This is a genomic window from Pseudomonas salmasensis, assembly GCF_014268375.2.
GTDB lineage: Bacteria > Pseudomonadota > Gammaproteobacteria > Pseudomonadales > Pseudomonadaceae > Aquipseudomonas > Aquipseudomonas salmasensis.
Genome location: NZ_CP077083.1, coordinates 4,218,432 through 4,237,926 on the forward strand (window position 1 = coordinate 4,218,432; position 19,495 = coordinate 4,237,926).

Annotated in this window: 8 protein-coding genes; 6 read left to right on the top strand and 2 right to left on the bottom strand. The window is 61.5% G+C overall.

The window, feature by feature from the left end; all coding sequences use genetic code 11:
- Nucleotides 1–71: 71 nt before the first annotated feature.
- From HU731_RS18875 to HU731_RS18885, 3 genes are all read left to right on the top strand, one after another.
- On the top strand, nucleotides 72–860 hold the full coding sequence (locus HU731_RS18875) for an AraC family transcriptional regulator (RefSeq protein ID WP_186608288.1): 789 nt from the start codon (nucleotides 72–74) through the stop codon (nucleotides 858–860).
- 71 nt (nucleotides 861–931) lie between these two features.
- Complete coding sequence (locus HU731_RS18880) at nucleotides 932–1,231, top strand: PsiF family protein (protein ID WP_003188123.1); 300 nt, start codon at nucleotides 932–934, stop codon at nucleotides 1,229–1,231.
- Between the two features lie 177 nt (nucleotides 1,232–1,408).
- Entirely contained in the window at nucleotides 1,409–2,422 is a 1,014-nt protein-coding gene (locus tag HU731_RS18885; RefSeq protein ID WP_032893793.1) for an AI-2E family transporter, read from the top strand.
- 485 nt (nucleotides 2,423–2,907) lie between these two features.
- Here HU731_RS18885 and HU731_RS18890 read toward each other — a convergent pair whose 3' ends face one another.
- Entirely contained in the window at nucleotides 2,908–4,176 is a 1,269-nt protein-coding gene (locus tag HU731_RS18890; protein WP_186608289.1) for an Hsp70 family protein, read from the bottom strand.
- 166 nt (nucleotides 4,177–4,342) lie between these two features.
- Here HU731_RS18890 and HU731_RS18895 point away from each other — a divergent pair, with 166 nt between their 5' ends.
- The 3 genes from HU731_RS18895 (at nucleotide 4,343) to HU731_RS18905 (ending at nucleotide 17,786) form a co-directional block, all read left to right on the top strand.
- Nucleotides 4,343–11,290, top strand: a complete 6,948-nt coding sequence (locus HU731_RS18895; RefSeq protein WP_186608290.1) for an NEL-type E3 ubiquitin ligase domain-containing protein — start codon at nucleotides 4,343–4,345, stop codon at nucleotides 11,288–11,290.
- A gap of 230 nt (nucleotides 11,291–11,520) precedes the next feature.
- Nucleotides 11,521–12,459, top strand: a complete 939-nt coding sequence (locus HU731_RS18900) for a DnaJ C-terminal domain-containing protein (protein ID WP_186608291.1) — start codon at nucleotides 11,521–11,523, stop codon at nucleotides 12,457–12,459.
- 83 nt (nucleotides 12,460–12,542) lie between these two features.
- Complete coding sequence (locus HU731_RS18905) at nucleotides 12,543–17,786, top strand: dermonecrotic toxin domain-containing protein (RefSeq protein ID WP_225931497.1); 5,244 nt, start codon at nucleotides 12,543–12,545, stop codon at nucleotides 17,784–17,786.
- Here HU731_RS18905 and ureC read toward each other — a convergent pair.
- Nucleotides 17,710–19,410 (bottom strand): urease subunit alpha, encoded by a 1,701-nt coding sequence (gene ureC, locus HU731_RS18910; protein ID WP_186608292.1) that lies wholly within the window; start codon nucleotides 19,408–19,410, stop codon nucleotides 17,710–17,712. The genes HU731_RS18905 and ureC overlap by 77 nt on opposite strands.
- Nucleotides 19,411–19,495: the final 85 nt, after the last annotated feature.

Sequence of the window (19,495 nt, forward strand, 5' to 3'; positions counted from 1 at the left end):
GCAGGATTATCCTCTGTCTGGATCGAAGCCTATACTGCGATCCAGACAACCGAACGTTGAATCCAGACAATATGTCCCGACACACCGTACGCCTGCCCGATTTCGCCCGCCTGCCAAGCCCTGTGTACTTTCGGTATTCCGATTTTGCCCCGGACACCGAATGCACCCCGCACCAGCACACCTGGGGCTCGCTGGATTACTCGGCCAGCGGCGTGATGCGCATGGAAGTGGCGGGCAATCGCTTTATGTCGCCACCGCAGTACGCGGTGTGGGTGCCGCCGCATACCGAGCACAGCTCCTACAATGCCGAGGCGATTGTCTACCACTCCGTGGGCCTGGCGCCGCAGCTGTGCGAGCAGTTGCCGCAGCAGCCTTGCACGTTGGCGATCAGCGACATTCTCAAGGCGATCCTCAAGGATTTCGCCCTGCGCGACGTCAATGCGCCGCGCACCGATGCTGATATTCGCCTGGCCCAAGTGCTGGTTGACCAGCTCAAGCTGGCGCCGGTCCACGACTGTTTCCTGCCCTACGCCCGCCACCCTGGATTGCTTGGGGTCTTGGAGGGCATGCAGGCCGAGCCGGGAGACAATCGCCCGCTGGCGCAATGGGCCGAACAGGTGCATGTGAGCGAGCGCACCCTGGCACGCCAGTTTGTGCGCGAGCTGGGCATGAGCTTCGGCGAATGGCGCCAGCGCCTGCGCTACCTGGCGGCCATCGAAGCGCTGGACAGCGACCGCAGCGTGCAACACGTGGCGTTTGATCTGGGCTACAGCAGCGCCTCGGCGTTTATCGCCATGTTCCAGCGCCACGCCGGCTGCACGCCGGAGCAATACCGACGGGCGAATATCCGTGGCCGGTGAAGTTGTAACAGGTTTTGACTACACTGCGCGGTAGGCCGTGCCCGTCGGCGCGGTAACAGGGAGAAAACTCCATGAAGATGCTGCGTATTCCGTTGTTGATGATGGGCCTGCTGATGTGTGCCCAGGGTTTTGCCGCCACTGCCCAGCAGAACAAAATGACCACCTGCAATGCCGAGGCCACCACCAAGACGCTCAAGGGCGATGACCGCAAGGCCTTCATGAAGACCTGCCTGTCGGCACCTGCCGCCAACGACGCCAAGACCCTGACCCCACAGCAGCAGAAGATGAAAGATTGCAATGCGTCGGCGAAAACCCAAGCCTTGGCCGGTGATGCGCGCAAAACCTTCATGAGCACCTGCCTGAAGAAATAATAGCCCCGGGCCATAGAAGGCTGCGACACTCGCACACAGCCCCTTTGTAGGAGCGAGCTTGCTCGCGAAAAACGTGAACGATCACACGGGCGCCCTGACTAAACGAGGCGCCCTTTCGTTTTTCGCGAGCAAGCTCGCTCCTACAACATCCTTCAACGCCGTTTGTTTTGAGGCTGTATGCCAACGTTTTCTCAGCGTCATGTGTTGTTGCTGTCCAGCTACATCATCATTTTCGGCGGGTTGCTGCTGGTACTTCCCCTGAAATTGCTGCCCAGCCTGCTGGCCGGCCTGTTGGTCTATGAGCTGGTCAACATGCTCACCCCTCAACTGCAACGCCTGATCGAAGGCCGGCGCGCACGCTGGCTGGCGGTGGCTTTGCTGGGCACCCTGATTGTCAGCGTGCTGGCCTTGATCTTCGCCGGCGCCATCAGCTTCCTGCTCCACGAAGCGGAAAACCCCGGGGCGTCCCTGGATAAATTCATGGGCGTGGTCGACCGCGCGCGCGGCCAATTACCGCCGTTCATCGACGCTTACCTGCCCGCCAGCGCCGCGGAATTTCGCGTGGCCATTGGCGATTGGCTGAGCAAGCACCTGAGCGAACTGCAATTGGTTGGCAAAGACGCCGCCCACATGTTCGTCACCTTGCTGATCGGCATGGTGCTGGGTGCGATCATCGCCTTGCAGCGCGTGCCCGACCTGACCAAGCGCAAACCCCTGGCCGCCGCCCTGTTCGACCGCTTGCACCTGCTGGTCCAGGCGTTTCGCAATATCGTCTTCGCCCAGATCAAGATCGCCGCGCTCAACACCGCCTTTACCGCAGTGTTCCTGGCGGTGGTGCTGCCGTTGTGTGGCATCCACCTGCCGTTGACCAAGACCCTGATTGTGCTGACCTTCCTGCTTGGCCTGCTGCCGGTGATCGGCAACCTGATCTCCAACACGCTGATCACCATTGTGGCGTTGTCGTTGTCGATCTGGGTGGCGGTGGCGGCGCTGGGGTATTTGATCGTGATCCACAAGGTCGAGTACTTCCTCAACGCGCGTATTGTCGGCGGGCAGATCAGTGCCAAGTCGTGGGAGTTGCTGCTGGCGATGCTGGTGTTTGAGGCGGCGTTCGGCCTGCCGGGGGTGGTGGCGGGGCCGATTTACTATGCCTATCTGAAGAGTGAGCTGAAGCTTGGGGGGATGGTTTAAGCCCTGTGTCGCCTGCGATGACGGCCTCACAGCCGGCCTCTATCTATCTGACGCCCCGCGATCAAACTGTGGGAGCGGGCTTGCTCGCGAAGGCGGCCTGCCAGTCGACACAGTTATACCGGGTACATATCCATTCCTGCGGTAACGGCCACCTAGGGTTCCGCTTTTACAGCGGGTCACTTTTGGAAAAGAGCCCCAAAAGTAACCAAAAGGGCTCTTGCCCCACCACTCGGCACCTCGCTTAGGCTCGGTGTGCCCGAACACAGGCTTGAATCCGTGGGCCGCCGCCACGCGCCATCCATGGCGCGGGGCGGCTAACCCGGCGTCCTGCCGGGTTACCCACGAATTCAAGCCTGCGTTCGGCCAGCGTGGTTTAACGGGGCGCCTGAGATCAAGATCACAAGCAGATCAAGAGCAAGATCAAGAGCGGCTCGCTTCGCATCGTGGTTACCGTCGGAGGGGCGTGCCACGGTTTTAGCTACAACTCAGCAACCGTAACGCTTGCTCGCCTCAATCGCCAAACCACTGCCAATACTGCCGAAGATATTGCCTTCCACATGCCGCGCATTCGGCAGCATCGCCGAGATGCTGTGGCGCAGTGCCGGGATGCCGCTGGAGCCGCCGGTAAAGAACACTGTATCCACCTGCGCTACGCTCACCGAGGCGTCGTTGAACAACTGGGTGACGCTGCCGCGTACACGTTCCAGCAAGCTGTCGATGGACGACTCGAACAGCGCGCGGCTCAGGTCTACGCTCAGGCCCGCTTCGATGCGGTCCAGCGGCACGTGGCGGCTGTCTTCGTGGGTGAGCTGGATCTTGGTCTCTTCCACTTCCATCGCCAGCCAGTGCCCGGCGCGCTGTTCGATCAGTTTGAACAGGCGGTCGATGCCGCCGGTGTCTTCGATGTCGTAGCGCATGCTGCCCAGGGCCAGTTGGGATTTTTGCGAGTACACCGAGTTGATGGTGTGCCAGGTGGCCAGGTTCATGTGGTGGCTGGTGGGCATGTAGGCGCCGCTTTTCATGCGGCTGCCGTAGCCGAACAGCGGCATCATGCCTTGTAGGCTGAGCTGTTTGTCGAAGTCGGTACCGCCGATGTGCACGCCGCCGGTGGCGAGGATGTCGCTCTGGCGGTTGTCGTTGTGACGACGCTCCGGGGACAGGCGCACCAGGGAGAAGTCGGAGGTACCCCCGCCAATGTCGACGATCAGCACCAACTCTTCTTTGGCGATGGTGGACTCGTAGTCGAAGGCCGCGGCAATCGGTTCGTACTGGAAGGAGATGTCCTTGAAGCCGATCTTGCGCGCCACATCCACCAGGGTGTTTTCCGCTTCCTGGTCGGCCATCGGGTCGTCATCGACGAAGAACACCGGGCGGCCCAGCACCACTTCTTCGAACTCGCGGCCGGCGTTGGCTTCGGCGCGGCTCTTGAGTTGGCCGATAAACAGCGCCAGCAGGTCGGTGAAGGGCATGGCAGTGCCGAGCACGCTGGTGTCGTGCTTGATCAGCTTGGAACCCAGCAGGCTCTTGAGCGAGCGCATCAGGCGGCCTTCGTAGTTCTCCAGGTATTCGTGCAGCGCCAGGCGACCGTATACCGGGCGGCGCTCCTCGAAGTTGAAGAACACCACCGACGGCAGGGTGATCTTGTCGTCCTCCAGCGCGATCAGCGTCTCCTCGCCGGGGCGGATCCAGCCGACGGTGGAGTTGGACGTGCCGAAGTCGATGCCGCAGGCACGGGCTGGGGATGCGTTTTTCATGTCTCACAGGTTCCGGGCAAAAAACGGCCGCGCAGTGTATGTCACTGGCGCGCGGATGCGTAGACCGGTGATCCGTAAATCCACCGGCATTCGTGCTACATAGCTACGTCTTGAGGCTGCCGGGGTTTGGCTAGGCTGCGGTTTTACCGCTCACGGATGAACCGCTATGCCTGATGCAACCTTCACCGCCGACCTGCGCGGCGTGCACTACGACTTCCTCAAACAACGCGTGCCGAGCTGGTTCCTGGACGGCACGACCCAGCGCCAGGAAGAGCTGGGCCAGCACGAGATGGACATTCCTTCCTGGTACCTGGCCGCCACTCACCAAGACAAAACCACCCTGGCCGAGCAGCACACACGTTTTCGCGAAACCCTCAATTCAATCGAAGAGCACCTGGGCCAGATCGACGACATCCTGGCGTTCGCCGAGCAGCCGCTCAAGGACGCGATCAAAAAGCAGTTCAACCTGGAGTTGGATGTACGCAATGTGTTCCTCGTGCGCAAATATGCCTACAAAGGTGCTCGCGATGATTTCTACGGGGCCTTCGTTTTTGAACAGCAAAACGACCCCAGCCTGACCTACACCTACCGTGGCACATCCCTGCTGGAAGCGGCCCTGGCCAATTTCGAGGCCGATGAAGAACAGCCATCGTCGTGCAACGATTGCCAACTCATTACCCGCTGGAATCCCGCCAACCCTCATATCATCGCGACATTTGCCGCAGTCAACGCCCACGCGGTGGCGATCAAGCCCCATGAGTTTGCCAAGCTGTGCCGCACCCTGGACCTCGGCGCGCAATACCAGAAGCACATCAAGGCGGTTGTCGAACCCGACGCCGCCCAAGAGCGCGAGGCGCTGGAGCAGTTGCTTGAGGAGCATCAACGCCAGCAACTGGCGCTGAGCATCGAGATTGCCCGGTTGCAGTTAAATGGCGCGTTGAGTGCCGATGCCTACCAGATGCTCAAACAGGTGGTGGCCGGTACCGGCACACCGAAGCTGGCGGGCAAGCCGGTTACCTACGCCGCCCTCAAGGTATTGGACAGCGTGCTGGTAGGGCCGCTGGTGATCGGGCCAGACCGTGAACGTTCGGACCGTACCGAGCCACTGGTGGTGTACATACCCGGCGACCCGCAACAGCCGGTCAAGGAGTACGCCTCCAGTGGCGAGTTCATGGTCGACCTGCGCATGCGCTTGCACAGCGCATCCTACCGACGCTTTTTCAGCCGCTTTGTACCGGTGCGCGAGCAAGGCGGTTTTTTCGCCCGTTTCAGCCGGTTGTACCAGCCAGCCGATAACGGCAACGGTGGGGCCGATTATCCGCTGCGTACCTCGTTGGTGCATTTGCCCATGGACGGCTTCCTGCTCAGTGGTGACCTTTGGCAGCGCAGTCGGCAGGCACATATCCGCAAGATTTTGAGTGATGGCCGGGCCGTGGCCGTACCCACCGAGGACGAGGACCGCAAGGCGCGGCTGGAGCGTCTGGAAAGCTTTTTCGACGCCGCTGTCAGCGTGTTTAACCTGGCGGCCTTCGTGGTGCCAGGGCTGGGGCCGATCATGCTGGCCGTGGGCGCGTCGCAGATGTGCTACGAGGTGTTTGAAGGGATAGAGGCGTATGGGCAAGGCGAGCCACGGCAAATGTGGGCGCATTTTGCGTCGGTGGCGTTGAACGTGGCGTTTATTGCCACCGGCGCCAAGGTGTTGCCAGCCGTCAAATGGCAAAGCGCGGTGGACCCTCTCAAACCTGTGACGATGCCGTCCGGCAAGCAGGTGCTGTGGAACCCTGACCTTGCGCCATACGAATCGCCTGTCAAACCGGCGCCCGAGGCCAAGGCCAACGCGCTGGGCCTGTACGACCACGACGGGCAGCAACTGGTGGCATTCGAGGACGCCCATTATCAGGTCAAGCAAGACCCCCTCACCGGTGATTACCGTATCCAGCACCCGACCCGCGCCGGCGCTTACGCCCCGGAGCTGGAACACAACCACAACGGGGTATGGAGCCATGAGCTGGAAGAGCCGCTGACCTGGGATGAACCGACCTTGCTCAAGCGCCTGGGGCTTGTCGACCAGGCGGACCCGCTGCGCATCAGCGGCGTCGACACCGACGTGTTGCGCCAGGCTGCGGTCCATCACGAGCCGTTGCCGTGGTTACTGGAAGACACGCTCAAACGCTTCGAACTGCACCAGCAGCTCACCACCTTTGCCGAGCGCATCAGAAGCAGCGACCCCTTGGTGTACTCGAAAGCCGAACCCAAGCTGCAATTTGACCTGCTTCAACGCCGTGGCCTGTTGCCCGACGACATGGCGCTCAAGGTTATCGGCCCTCAGGGCGAGGTGCTCTGGGAGACTGCCGATGCACCGGCATCAGTGCGCAAGCGCGTGATGGTGGTGACCGAAAGCGCCATGGCTCGGGGCGGTTTGCTGCGGGAGTTGTTGTACACGTTGCAGGGTGTCGACCCGCTGCTCAAGGAGTTTCCCGGCAGCCCCGAGGAGTCGCTGGAGGTGCGCGCCGGCAAGCTGCGCCACTATCTCGGCGGTGCCGTTGACACGCTCAAGGGGCCGTTGCTGGAACAACGCTACCAAGCGCTGAACACTACGCCCGATGCCGATGTACAACGCCTGCTGGATACCTACCCGGCCTTGCCCACAGCGCTCGCCGAGCGTGTGCTGCAAGGGGCGACGGCGGATCAGTTGCAGGCCTTTCGCAGCACCCGCCGCTTGCCTGAGCCCCTGGCCACGCAAGCCCGATGGTGCGCCCAGGAAACCCGGGTGGCCCGTGCCTACGAAGGGTTGCACCTGGACACCCAGACGCACCTCGACAGCCAGCGCCTGGCCTTGCGCACCCTGGAGACCCTGCCGGGCTGGCATCGGGGTTCGCGCATCGAGCTGCGTCAGTATTCGGCTGAAGGTACGGTGCTGGATGCCATCGGCTCGCCTGACTTCCCGCATAAACGCACGCTGGTATTGCTGGAAAGCGGCGACTTCCAAGCCTCCATGCCCGGCGATTTCTACAGTGCTATCTGGGAACAATTGGCGCTCGATGAACGCCAGCGCCTGGGCCTGAGCAGTGCCGTTGAGCTCAAGCAGGCGATTCAACGCAACCCGTTACCGCGAGAACCGTTGCGCACGGTGTTGGAGGAGAACCCGCTGCGCAAACCTGACTACGACCCGATGGCCAGACTATTGGGCGGCGCCCCAGGGGTTCGTCAGTTGTTAAGGACGGCAGGGAGTGTGCTGCGTTCTCCGGCGCAAAGGGTGCGTCGGTTGTTTCCCACCTTCAGCGACGAGCAGGTCACGGCGTTCATTGAGTCGCTGGGTGAAGACGTGCGGGGCGGGTTGAGCCGCCATGAGTTGGAGTACCGCACCCTGAAAAAAACCTTGAAGGTCTGGGCGCAAGCAAAGGGGCCGCGGGCCTTGGCCCCTTACAGCGAGGAGTGGCGTGTGAGCGAAGAGATCAAACGCTGCTGGCGCCGTGAGACCGGGAGCCAACTGCACATTCGCCTGCCCAGGGACAACCTCTATTGGGTGGATTTGCCCGCCATAAAAGGGGGCTTTGACCATGTCCAGGAGTTGGTGTTGTCGAATGTCAAATGGGGTGGGCATTCCAGTGCGTTGTTCCTCGAAAATTTTACTGAGTTGAACAGCCTGAGCATCACCGGGGCCGAAATGACCGAGCTGCCTGCGGTGATTGGCGACATGAAGCAGCTCACGACGTTGAAGCTGCACGCCAACGGCTTGCAGTTGACCGAACGCAGCGCGGGACTGTTAAGCGATCTCAATGCGCTGCAAGTGCTCGACCTGTCGAGTAACCCACTGGGGGTGACGCCAGACTTCAGTGGCATGCCCCATTTAAGAGAGCTGAATCTGTATTGGACGCGCATCGAGCGATGGCCCTCGGGGTTGAGAGAGCAAGCCGGGCTGGAGCGCCTCGACCTGCGTCAAAACCGTCTGCAACAGGTACCGCGGGACAACCTGGTGCCGCCCGCGGATCAATTGGAAACCGTGGCACGGATCAACAATGTCACCTTGCTCGAGAATAATCGCTTCCCCCCCGATTACTGGAAAACGTTCGATAAGTACTGGCAGGACCTGGCCCAGTCCCGACCCGACCTGTTGCAAGGCGCACTGGAGGGCGCTTTCGACAGTAAAAATCCGCGCCTCGAGAAGGTGCAGTACATGTACCCCAAGTACTCCGTGCAGAAGGCCAGGGCGCTTATCTGGTCCTGGGGTGAAGGGGCCGAGGCGCAGTTGAACCGCCTCTGGCAAGAGCATTCTGTGCTGCTCCGGCAGTTGAACGGGTGGCTGTTCTCAGGCGGCGGTGAGCGCCAGCGCTATGTGCGTGTCGGCGAGCGTGCCAATGACGCAGGCTCTTTACGCGACCGCCACCAGGCCTGGGATCGTATCTTGCGCTGCTGGAGGCAAGAAACACCGCAACAGCTCAGCAATGAGGGCGAACCTTTCGGCCTGGAGTTGAACCTCAGTGACCTGAACCTGCCGAGCCTACCGGACCTGGACGCGGATTTCAGCCATGTGGGTTCGCTCAAACTGAGCAATATGAACCTTCGAACCTCGCCGGAAGGGTTCCTCGCGCGTTTTCGCGGCGTGCGCTGGCTCGACTTGTCGAATAACCAGTTGCGTGAGTTACCGCCGGCGGTCGGGCAGATGCATGGCTTGACCCGTTTGTCCCTGCAAAACAACCGGATCCGCCTGACTGCCGATTCGGCGGCGATGCTCTCGTCACGCACCACACTCAAGGCTTTGGTGCTCAATTCAAACCCTCTGGATAGGGCGCCGGACTTCAGCCAAATGATCAATCTGCACTCGTTGGGCATGGGGGCCACCGGCCTCGATACGTGGCCTACCGGGTTGGGCGAGCTCCCCCTGCTGGACATGGTGTACCTGCGGGGCAACCGTATTTCTACCTTGCCCGATGTGCTGATCGCACCGTCGGACGAGCAACTGGAACAGACACTGCGGGTCACCCGGGTAACCGATCTGGGCCTGAACCCGTTGTCCGCTGATACGCGACAACGCATCAATGCCTACGGCGACCGGCTTACCGCCACAGAGCGAGCAGCCAACCGATTGGTCGCCAGCGTAACGAGTGCGGTCGATGGCCCGGTGGACCCGCAAGGCGCAGACGCTCCGTTGCAGCGCTGGGCTACGGGGTTCTCCACGCAGCAGGTGGCACAGCGCCGGCTCCAGTGGTCCACCCTGCGCGCGTTGCCCGGTTCGGACGGCTTCTTTGAAGTGCTTCGAGACCTGGAAGTAGCGCCTGCTGGCCATGAAGACTTGCAGCGCCGCATCTGGGAGGTGATCGATGGCATTACGCAAAACAGCAATGAGTCCGAGCAGTTGCGCAAGGAGATGTTCGAGTGGGCGGGGCGGGCGGCCTGCTGTGACCGGGCGGCCTTGACCTTCAGCAACCTGGAGATCCTGCTGATGACCCACAACGCCAAGGCGCTTGCTTTGGACTCGACCCAGGGTGCGGCCCTGCTCAAGCTGTCCAAGGGCTTGTTCCGACTCGATGAGCTGGAAAAGATCGCCCTGGAGGATATCGACCAGCGCAGGGCCGCGATCAACGCGCGTGAAGGCTTGACCCCCGCCCAACGAGAGAGCGCCTTGAGGGCCGTGGAAGAGGTGGAGGTGCGCATGGCGTACCGCCATGGCCTCAAGGACCGCCTTGAATTGCCCGGCCAACCGCAGCAGGCCCGGTTTGCCCATTTCGGCAATGTGACTCAGGCGATGCTTGATGCAGCCTACCAACGGGTGCTCAGCCTGGATAACTCCGCCCAGGAGTTGCAAGCCATGCTCGCCAGAGACTTCTGGAAAGACTATGTGGCGAATAAATACCGCGTGCGGTTTGAAGCACAGAACGAGCCTCATCACGAACAAATGGAAGCCTTGCAGCGCGACTTCGAAGCCGGGACGTTGCCCCGAGCAACCTACGACACCAAGGTCAAGGCATTGCAGGCGCAGTTCGAGATCGAAGAAGCGCAATTGATCGAACGCTTGAGCCGCGATGAAGTGGCGCAGGCGCTGGTGCCGACAGCGAGCCTTGAAGTGTTGGTGCAGAGCGACGGCAACGGCTTGCAACTGTCCCAGGCACAAGCCGTCGACTTCAATGGCAAACGCTACTTCGTGGCGAGCATGCCCGATGCGGGCGATGGCGAGCATTACGTGTTATGGGTGCAATCGGCGGATAACCCCTTGCGGTTGACCAGCAGCGCAATCGTCGCCAAGCCTGATCTCAACGGCGTGTGGCGGCGTCGAGGCCTGGCGGGCGGGATGCTGCAGCCGGGGTCTGACGATGAGTTTGTCGACGCTTCGGAATCCATGCCGGTAAAGCCCTATACCACGGCTGAACTCAGTTACATGCGTCGGGAGGTGCACTTCACGGCCAACCCTAACCCGGTCGGCAGTTACCACCGCGCCAACAACGGCAAGTACCCGCTCAGGGATTTCCAGGGCAGGCCAATCCGTATCCGAACCCTGGAGCGGCAAGTGACCATGGATTCCGGCAGGCAATACACCTCCGCGCAGGTCAAACCCTATATCCAGTTCGAAGGGTATGAGCACGTTGGCGCACGCTATGAAGCGCAACTGCAACTGCGCACGTTCACGGCGCAGGATGTGAAAGTGCCAGGCGAAAAGGCGTTGATCGGCCAGTCCATGGTGGTGGCCAACCGGCGTATCGCCAAAGGGGAGATCGTCGGTGTGTACGGCGGCACCGTGCTGCCGTCGGGGATGTTCGGCGAAGGCGGCCAGACCTACACCATGAAGGTGGGCAGCCAGCAGGTTGCCCAGGGCAATAGTCTGGTGGAGGTGCCGATCAATTTGTCGGGGGACAATATTCTGTCGCGGATAAACACCTACTTTGAGTACGACGACAACGGCAAGCCGCTGCGCCAGGCGCCCAGTGGCTATAACGTCGAGACCGTGGGGTTTGATGTCGAGGCCGATATGCTGCTGGGTGTGGGGCCAGGGGCGCAGGTAAAGCGCAAACCCTTCATCCTCAACGCCGTTTTCGCTATTGAGGATATCGCCGCGGGCACCGAACTGCGAATGGACTACCAGTACACCGAGGGGATGATAAAAAACCTGTTCGCTTGATCCTACCCGCATTGGTAACCGGTCTGTCGTCGTAAATAGCGCTATCGCATCTTGAAAGGCCGCGTTTTGCCCCAATCTTGTTGGCATATCCAGGCGGTACACAGCCATTGCATGAATGGTGTGTACCGCCGCTTAACTTATGACGCGCCCTGACATCAATTCCCAGGCTGCCAGCCATGGCGTGCCGTGTGGCGGGCTGCGCGATATCGATAACGGATGGTGATGCCCCCATGGATTTCAAAGACTATTACAAGATTCTCGGTGTCGAGCCGACGGCTGACGACAAGGAGATCAAGTCGGCTTATCGCAAGCTGGCGCGTAAATATCACCCGGACGTCAGCAAGGAAAAGGATGCCGAAGCCAAGTTCAAGGATGCGTCCGAGGCCTACGAAGCGCTGAAAAGCGCCGACAAACGCGCCGAATACGACGAGCTGCGCAAATACGGCCAGCATGGCCAGCCGTTCCAGGGCCCGCCGGGCTGGCAGAGCCGTGGCGGCTTTGGTGGCGGCCAGGACGCGGGCGACTTTTCGGACTTTTTCAGTTCGATCTTCGGCTCGCGTGGCGATGCCTTCGGTGGCGGCCAACGCCGTCCTACCGGGCGCAAGGGCCAGGACGTGGAGATGCACCTCACGGTTTCCCTGGAGGAGACCCTGTCCACCGAGTCCAAGCAGATCAGCTTCCAGGTGCCGCAATACGATGCCTCCGGTCGGCATGTGAGCAACACCACCAAAAGCCTGAACGTGAAGATCCCGGCCGGTGTGGCCGATGGCGAGCGCATTCGCCTCAAGGCCCAGGGTGCGCCGGGCATTGGCGGCGGGGCCAATGGTGATTTGTACCTGATCATCAAGTTTGCGCCGCACCCCAAGTTCGAGGTGGACGGCGAAAACCTGATCATCAACCTGCCGCTGGCACCCTGGGAGTTGGCGCTGGGCACGGAAGTGGCCGTGCCGACCCTCACCGGCAAGATCAACCTCAAGGTGCCTGCCGGCAGCCAGAACGGCCAGCGCATGCGCGCCAAGGGCCACGGCTTGCTGAACAAGGCCGGGCAACGCGGCTACCTGTTCATCCAGCTCAAGGCCGTCATGCCCAAGGCGGCGGATGATGAGGTCAAGGCCTTGTGGGAGGCCCTGGCGCAAAAGGCTGCGTTCAACCCGCGCGAGCAGTTCTGAACGGGTCATTGATTTAGTTAGCGCCAGCGGCAAAAACGGCGTGCCTAGGATGACAACCTCTTCCCAGAAAAGGTTGTCATCCCATGCCGGACTTCCAGGTCACCGACCCCGCCACCCCGCCTCCTGGTGAGCAGGGCCAGCATTACGAACTGATCAAACAGGCGATTCCCACTTGCCAGGTCAACAGTTCGCCCTCCCGTCGCAAGGCCCTCAAAGACACGCCGCCGGCCATTCCCCGCTGGTATGACGCCGCCTCCCAGGCGCGCAAGGATCAGCTCAACGTGCTGCTGGATGCCCGTTGCGATTCGCTCAACGAGCTGGAGAAAACCTTCAGTCACATACGCTCGGAGCAAGCGTTTGCCCAACCCTTGTTGGAAGCCAAGTTAAAGGCTATCGGCCACGAACTGGACGTCAATCAAACCTGGTTGCGCCTGTATGTACCGGCCGAAGACGCCTTTGGCGTAAAGACCGCCGGCTTCAAGGTCAAGACATTCTCCCTGCTCCATGCCGCCCTCGGTAACTTTGAACGACGCGAGACCGCGCAGGGCTATTTCGACAGCGCCTCAGGGTTCATTACTGCGCCGGATATACGCAACCATTTTGAGCGTCATACCACCACACTCAAGATTCATGATTTTACCCAGCTGTGCCGTGACCTGGACTTGGGCAAGCAGTACCAGGCGCATCTGCGGGCGCAGCTAAAGCCAGACGACGCCAAGTCCCAAGCCGAACTGCGCGAGCGTTATACCCGGCACCAGAAAGCCGCCTTCAAGGCGGCGGCGTACCTGGCGTGGCTCAAGGGCGACATTGACGACAGCGACCACGCGCTGCTGATGCGGGTGGCGGCCGGGGAAAAACACATCCTCAGCGATGGCAAGCCGATCGGGTATCGCAGCCTGAGCCTGATGAACCTGCACTTGCACGATTGCCTGGTCATCGACGCTTGCGCCAAGCCTGGCTATACCTGCTGGGTCATCGTCTATATTCCCGACGACCCCGACCATCCCATCAAGCGCTATGAAACCTTCGATGACTTTCGCAATGATCTGACCGATCGCCTGAAGGCGAACATCACCCAGGACGCCGACCGCTCCAAAGGCTGGAGGGCCACGCCGAACCAGCATTTTTTTGCCCGCTTCGTCGCTGATAAAGACCGCGCATATTATTACCAACGGCTGACCGAACTGGTGCTGGACGCACCTCCCCAGCCGTTTGGCGCCCAGGCATTGCGATCGGAATGGGGGCGCTTGCTGACGTCTCCGTCCTTCTCCACGCCTTCAACGCTGGGGGAGCCCCAACCTCGGGTGCGCGTACCTGTCAGGGCCCCTGAATTCAAAGTTCGCGCTCACACCCTCGTTGACCTTTGGCAAGTCCCGGATTTGTGGACCTATCGCCTGGGTAGCCTGCGTGCCCGCCTGTTCGAGAATGCCCGGCATCGTGCGGTGAGCATGGCCGATGTCGATGAGGCCTCGCGTTCACTGCGCGCCGCGCATTACATGAGCATTGGCCTGTTCGGCCTGAACCTGGTGGCCATGGCGGTGCCGCCGCTGGGCGTGGTGATGGCCGTGGCGATGGCGGGGCAAATGCTCTACGAAGTCATCGAAGGTGTTATCGAGCTGAGCGAGGGCGACCGTGAAGCGGGCTGGGCGCACATCACCGATGTGGTGGAGAACCTGGCGACGCTGGCGGTGCAGGCAACCGTGGTGCACTTTACGGTGTCGCCGTTTATCGAGCAGCTCAAGGCCGTCACCCTGCCCAGTGGCAAGACTCGGTTGTGGAAACCCGACTTGTCGGCCTATGAGCACACTGCTTCTCTCCCTTCCGTGGCGGCGGATGAGCAGGGCCTGCACCGGCACAACGGCCAAACCGTGCTGCCGTTGGAGGGCAAGCGCTATGCCGTGCAACAAGACCCGCTGACCGAGCAATACCGCATTCTGCATCCCACACGCGCCGAGGCCTATCAACCGATATTGAAGAGCAACGGCACCGGCCTGTGGAACCATGAAGTGGAGCGGCCGCATACCTGGGAAGGCGCCACGTTGATGCGACGCTTGGGCTCCATGACAGAAGGGTTCAGCGATGCCGAGCTGGAGCAGGTGCGCAGCGTAGCGGATGTGAGTGAGGCGGTGCTGCGCCGCGTGCACGCGGAGGGCGAACCGGTACCGGCGATTTTGCTCGACACCCTGCGCCAGTTCAGGGCATATCGCGATGCGGTGAATGTCGCCGAGGGCATTCGCCAGGGCTCGCTCAGCAGCGCACTGTGCAGCTATGCCGCCTCCCTGGCAGTGGAGTTGCCGGGTTGGCCGGCGAGCAAGGCGATCGAGGCCTTTGCCGGCACCGAGTTGAGCGGGCCGTCGATCAAGTACGGCAATCGTCAGGCAACGGCGGCAGACACCGTGCAAATCCATCGTGGCGAATTGATGGGCGGGCAGTTGCCCCGGCGCATTATCGACGCGTTCAGCGAACCTCAGCGCGACGCGTTGGTGGGCAGTTACACCCCCCGTACATCCGAGGCCCGAACCAAGGCCCTGCAGTTGAAGCTGGAGCAGCGGGCCGTGGACGTGCGCGAACGCTTGATGAAGAGTATTTACGTCGAGCAGCAACCACCGTCCGACACCGCGATCATGCTGATCCAGCGCGACTTCAGCGGTGTGCCGACGATCCTGGCGCGCGAAGTGCTGGCAGACGCAACGCCGACTGAGCGCGACACCCTGAACAGCGCCAAGCGCATCCCGCTGCGCCTGGCTCAGAAGGCACGCCGGGCGCAGCAGCAAATGCGCCTGACGCTCGCGTATGAGGGCTTGTACCTTGATGCGTTGGCCGGTCCGGACACCGAAACCCTGGCCCTCCACACCCTGCCAGCGCTTCCCGGCTGGTCGGACAATCTGCGCCTGGAAGTGCGCGAAGGCCGGTTTGAAGGGCCGCTGCGTGCCAGCTTTGGCCCCCAGGAGGCGAGCAATCGCAAGGTGCTGGCGCGCATGGAGGATGGCCGTTATCAAGCCTTTGATGAGCGCGGTCAGCATCTGCATGGGCTCAATGGTTTCTATGGCGCTTTGCAGCACGCGTTGACCGATGCCCATCGCAACGCGATTGGCCTGCCCCATGTCAGCCAGGGTGAGCAATTGAAGGGGTTGATCAAGCGCCATGCAATAGGCCGAGCACCGTTGCGCAAAGCCTTGGGCATGTCGCCGGAAAAGCTGGCGTTTTTTCGACCGCCAAGCGTGTTGCCGGGCGAGCGTCGCGGCTATCCATTGAGCGGGCGCGGTGGCACCGATTGGGAAAGGATCACGCGCGAGCGGATCCGCAGCCTGTACCCGGAAATCACCCGGGACGAAATGCTCGCCCTGATCAACGAGCGCGGAGCACTGGACCTGAGCTGGCTACGTGCGTTGGAGCAAGAGTACAAAGCCCTGCAATCCACCTTGCATAAATGGCTGAGCACACAACCCCCGGGCATGGAGGCATTCGGTGAACAGCATCGCAAGACGCTGAAAGCCAGGCGCAAAATCTATGCAGCGCTGGATGACGCCTGGCGAAGGATTGGCCCACGGCACTACGACAGAAGTGGGCGCCTCTTGGGGCAGAAAATCGAATGGTTGGAAGAGGACCTGGCGCAGCAGCTACGGACCTTGCCCGCGCTGACCGCTGACTTCGACCATGTCAGTTACCTGGGCATTGTCGGAACCGAAGGCTCGCAGCTGACGGATGCGGACGTACAGCCATTGCTGGCGAACTTTCGCGGGCTGCGTCGATTGGGGATCGAAGCCGCTCAACTGACACGCCTGCCGTCAGCCATTGAACACATGCCACATTTGCAGCGCTTGCATGTGGGCGGCAACGATATTGTCCTGACGCCTGAAGACGTCCTGCGCTTGAAAGATCGGGTGCATCTCAAGGAATTATTCCTAGACATGAACCCACTCGGCTTGCCACCTGATGTCGGTCGCATGCTGCGGTTACAGACCTTGCTGCTCAATGACACAAGCCTGGAGGCGTGGCCCGCCAGTGTGTTTCGCGTGCCCAGGCCGCAAGAGTTCATTCTGGATCTTCGGCAGAACCCCATAGTGCGGATTCCCGAGTTCGCGCCGGGCTCGGATAAGGCACTGATTGTGGCAAAAACCCTGCTTACCCGTGAAGAGTTGACGCCTGAACTGCTGGCTCAGTTCAAGCTTTACATCGAGGCCGCCGGCCGCGATCCGGATCGCCAGCTGCCCAAGAGAGGTGCGCTCGACAGCCAGCAATGGAAAACGGGTTATTCGGCGCAGGAATGGCCCTCCAGGCAATTGTTATGGGACATGCTTGAAGGGGCGTTTGGCTCTGAGGGTTTTTTCAATCTTCTTCGTGCCCTCAGGCGCTCCGGGGATGCGACTGTCCGGGGCGGCGCAGGGTTGCCGGAACTGACCGCCAAGGTCTGGCGCATGCTCGAGGCCATGGGCGAAGACGCCGAGTTGCGCGAGCAGCTGTTCCTGATGGCCCGGGACCCCGCGGCCTGCGTGGACGCCGGCGCCCAGTTGTTCAATGCGATGGGCGTTGCGGTGCTGCATTGGTCGGCCTATTTCAGCGAGGATGTCGACGCCGTGCGCAGGGCCGTGTTTAACCTGGCCAGGGGGAAATGGCGGCTCGATGAACTGGGGCGCATCGCCCATGCGCGGGTCGCCGAGTTGCTGCAGCAGGGCGCCAGATTTCCCGAGTTTGACGCCCAGGGCCTGCACATTGAGCATTACGATGGCGCCGGCAATGTGATCGCTGACATCGACGAAGTCGAAATTTATCTGGCGTATACGGTGCCGCTGGCCACCCGGTTGGACTTGCCTTGGCAATCCAGGAGCATGATGTTCCGCGAGGACTATGTCACGACACCGATGGTGGAGGCGGCATTCCAGCGCGTACAGCTGCAGGATCAGGGCGCGCAGGTGCGTGACAACCTGCTGGAGCAGCCGATGTGGACCGACTTCCTGCAGCGTGCGCATCAGGCTGACTACGCGCCGATTGCCGAAAAATTCGACGCGCTGATCGACTATCAGGCCGCGCAGGCACAATGGGCCGCCGCTGCCAACCTTCCCGAGAGAGCGAGGAAAGCCCTGCGACGAACCATCAGCCAGGCGGCCCAGCGCCTGGGCCGACCGGCTTCGGAAAGTGAGCCGGGGCGGCTGATGCCCCAGCAAGACTATGACGACGCGTTTGGCCGTATCAATGCCGAGCTGATCACCTTGAACCAGACGCTCACCGATCAGGCCATCAGCGACATCGTCAAAACAGGAAGTACCGCTGGGCCATCGGCAACACCTCGGCCGGTTCGCACCACAGCAACTGACCGTCAGCCTTGACCTGATAGGTTTGCGGGTCCACCTCGATGTCCGGCAGGTAGTCGTTGTGGATCAGGTCGGTTTTCTGCACATCGCGGCAGCCTTTGACCACCGCGATTTGCTTCTTCAGGCCCAGGGCCTCGGGCAACCCTGCCGCCTGCGCGGCCTGGCTGATAAAGGTCAGGCTGGTGGCGTGCAGGGAGCTGCCGAAGCTGGCAAACATGGGGCGGTAATGCACCGGTTGTGGCGTCGGGATCGAGGCGTTGGCGTCGCCCATCAGGCTGGAAGCAATGGCGCCACCCTTGAGGATCAGCGTGGGCTTGATGCCGAAAAACGCCGGGCGCCAGAGCACCAGGTCAGCCCATTTGCCGACTTCGATGGAGCCGACGATATGGCTGATGCCGTGGGTAATCGCGGGGTTGATGGTGTACTTGGCGATGTAGCGTTTGGCGCGGAAGTTATCGTTGCCCGCGCCGTCGCCCGGCAGAGGGCCACGTTGTTTTTTCATCTTGTCGGCGGTCTGCCAGGTGCGCGTGATGACTTCGCCGACACGGCCCATGGCCTGGCTGTCGGAGCTGATCATCGAGAACGCGCCGAGGTCGTGCAGGATGTCTTCGGCGGCGATGGTTTCGCGGCGGATGCGGCTTTCGGCGAAGGCCACGTCTTCGGCAATGCTTGGGTCCAGGTGGTGACACACCATCAACATGTCCAGGTGCTCGTCGATGGTGTTGCGCGTGAACGGCCGCGTCGGGTTGGTGGAGCTGGGCAGCACATTGGGGAAACCGCAGGCCTTGATGATATCCGGTGCATGCCCACCACCGGCGCCTTCGGTGTGGTACGTGTGGATGGTGCGGCCCTTGAGCGCGGCGAGGGTGGTTTCGACAAAGCCCGACTCATTGAGGGTGTCGCTGTGGATTGCCACCTGCACGTCGTAGGCATCGGCGACGCTCAGGCAGTTATCGATGCTCGCCGGCGTGGTGCCCCAGTCTTCGTGCAGCTTCAAACCGATAGCGCCGGCCTTGACCTGCTCGATCAGCGGCTCGGGCAAACTGGCGTTGCCCTTGCCGGTAAAGCCAATGTTCATCGGGAACGAATCGCTGGCCTGCAGCATCCGCGCAAGGTGCCACGGGCCGGAGGTGCAGGTGGTGGCGTTGGTGCCGGTAGCCGGCCCGGTGCCGCCGCCGATCATGGTGGTGACGCCGCTGGTGAGGGCCTCTTCGATCTGCTGTGGGCAAATGAAATGCACATGGGAGTCGATGCCGCCGGCGGTGAGGATCATGCCTTCACCGGCAATCACTTCGGTGCTGGCGCCGATGACCATGGTCACGCCGGGCTGGATGTCCGGGTTGCCGGCTTTGCCAATCGCGTGGATGCGGCCATTCTTGAGGCCCACGTCGGCCTTGACGATGCCCCAGTGGTCGATGATCAAGGCGTTGGTGATCAGCGTGTCGACCACTTCATGGGCGAGCAATTGACTCTGGCCCTGGCCGTCGCGGATCACCTTGCCGCCGCCGAATTTGACCTCTTCGCCGTAGACGGTGAAGTCCTGTTCCACTTCGACGAACAACTCGGTGTCGGCCAGGCGCACCTTGTCACCGACGGTGGGGCCGTACATGTCGGCGTAGGCTTGGCGGGTGATTTTCATGTGTGTGCCCTGAAGAATAGGTGTTGAATGTGAAATCGCTATCGCAGGCAAGCCAGCTCCCACAGGGGATTGCATTCCAACTGTG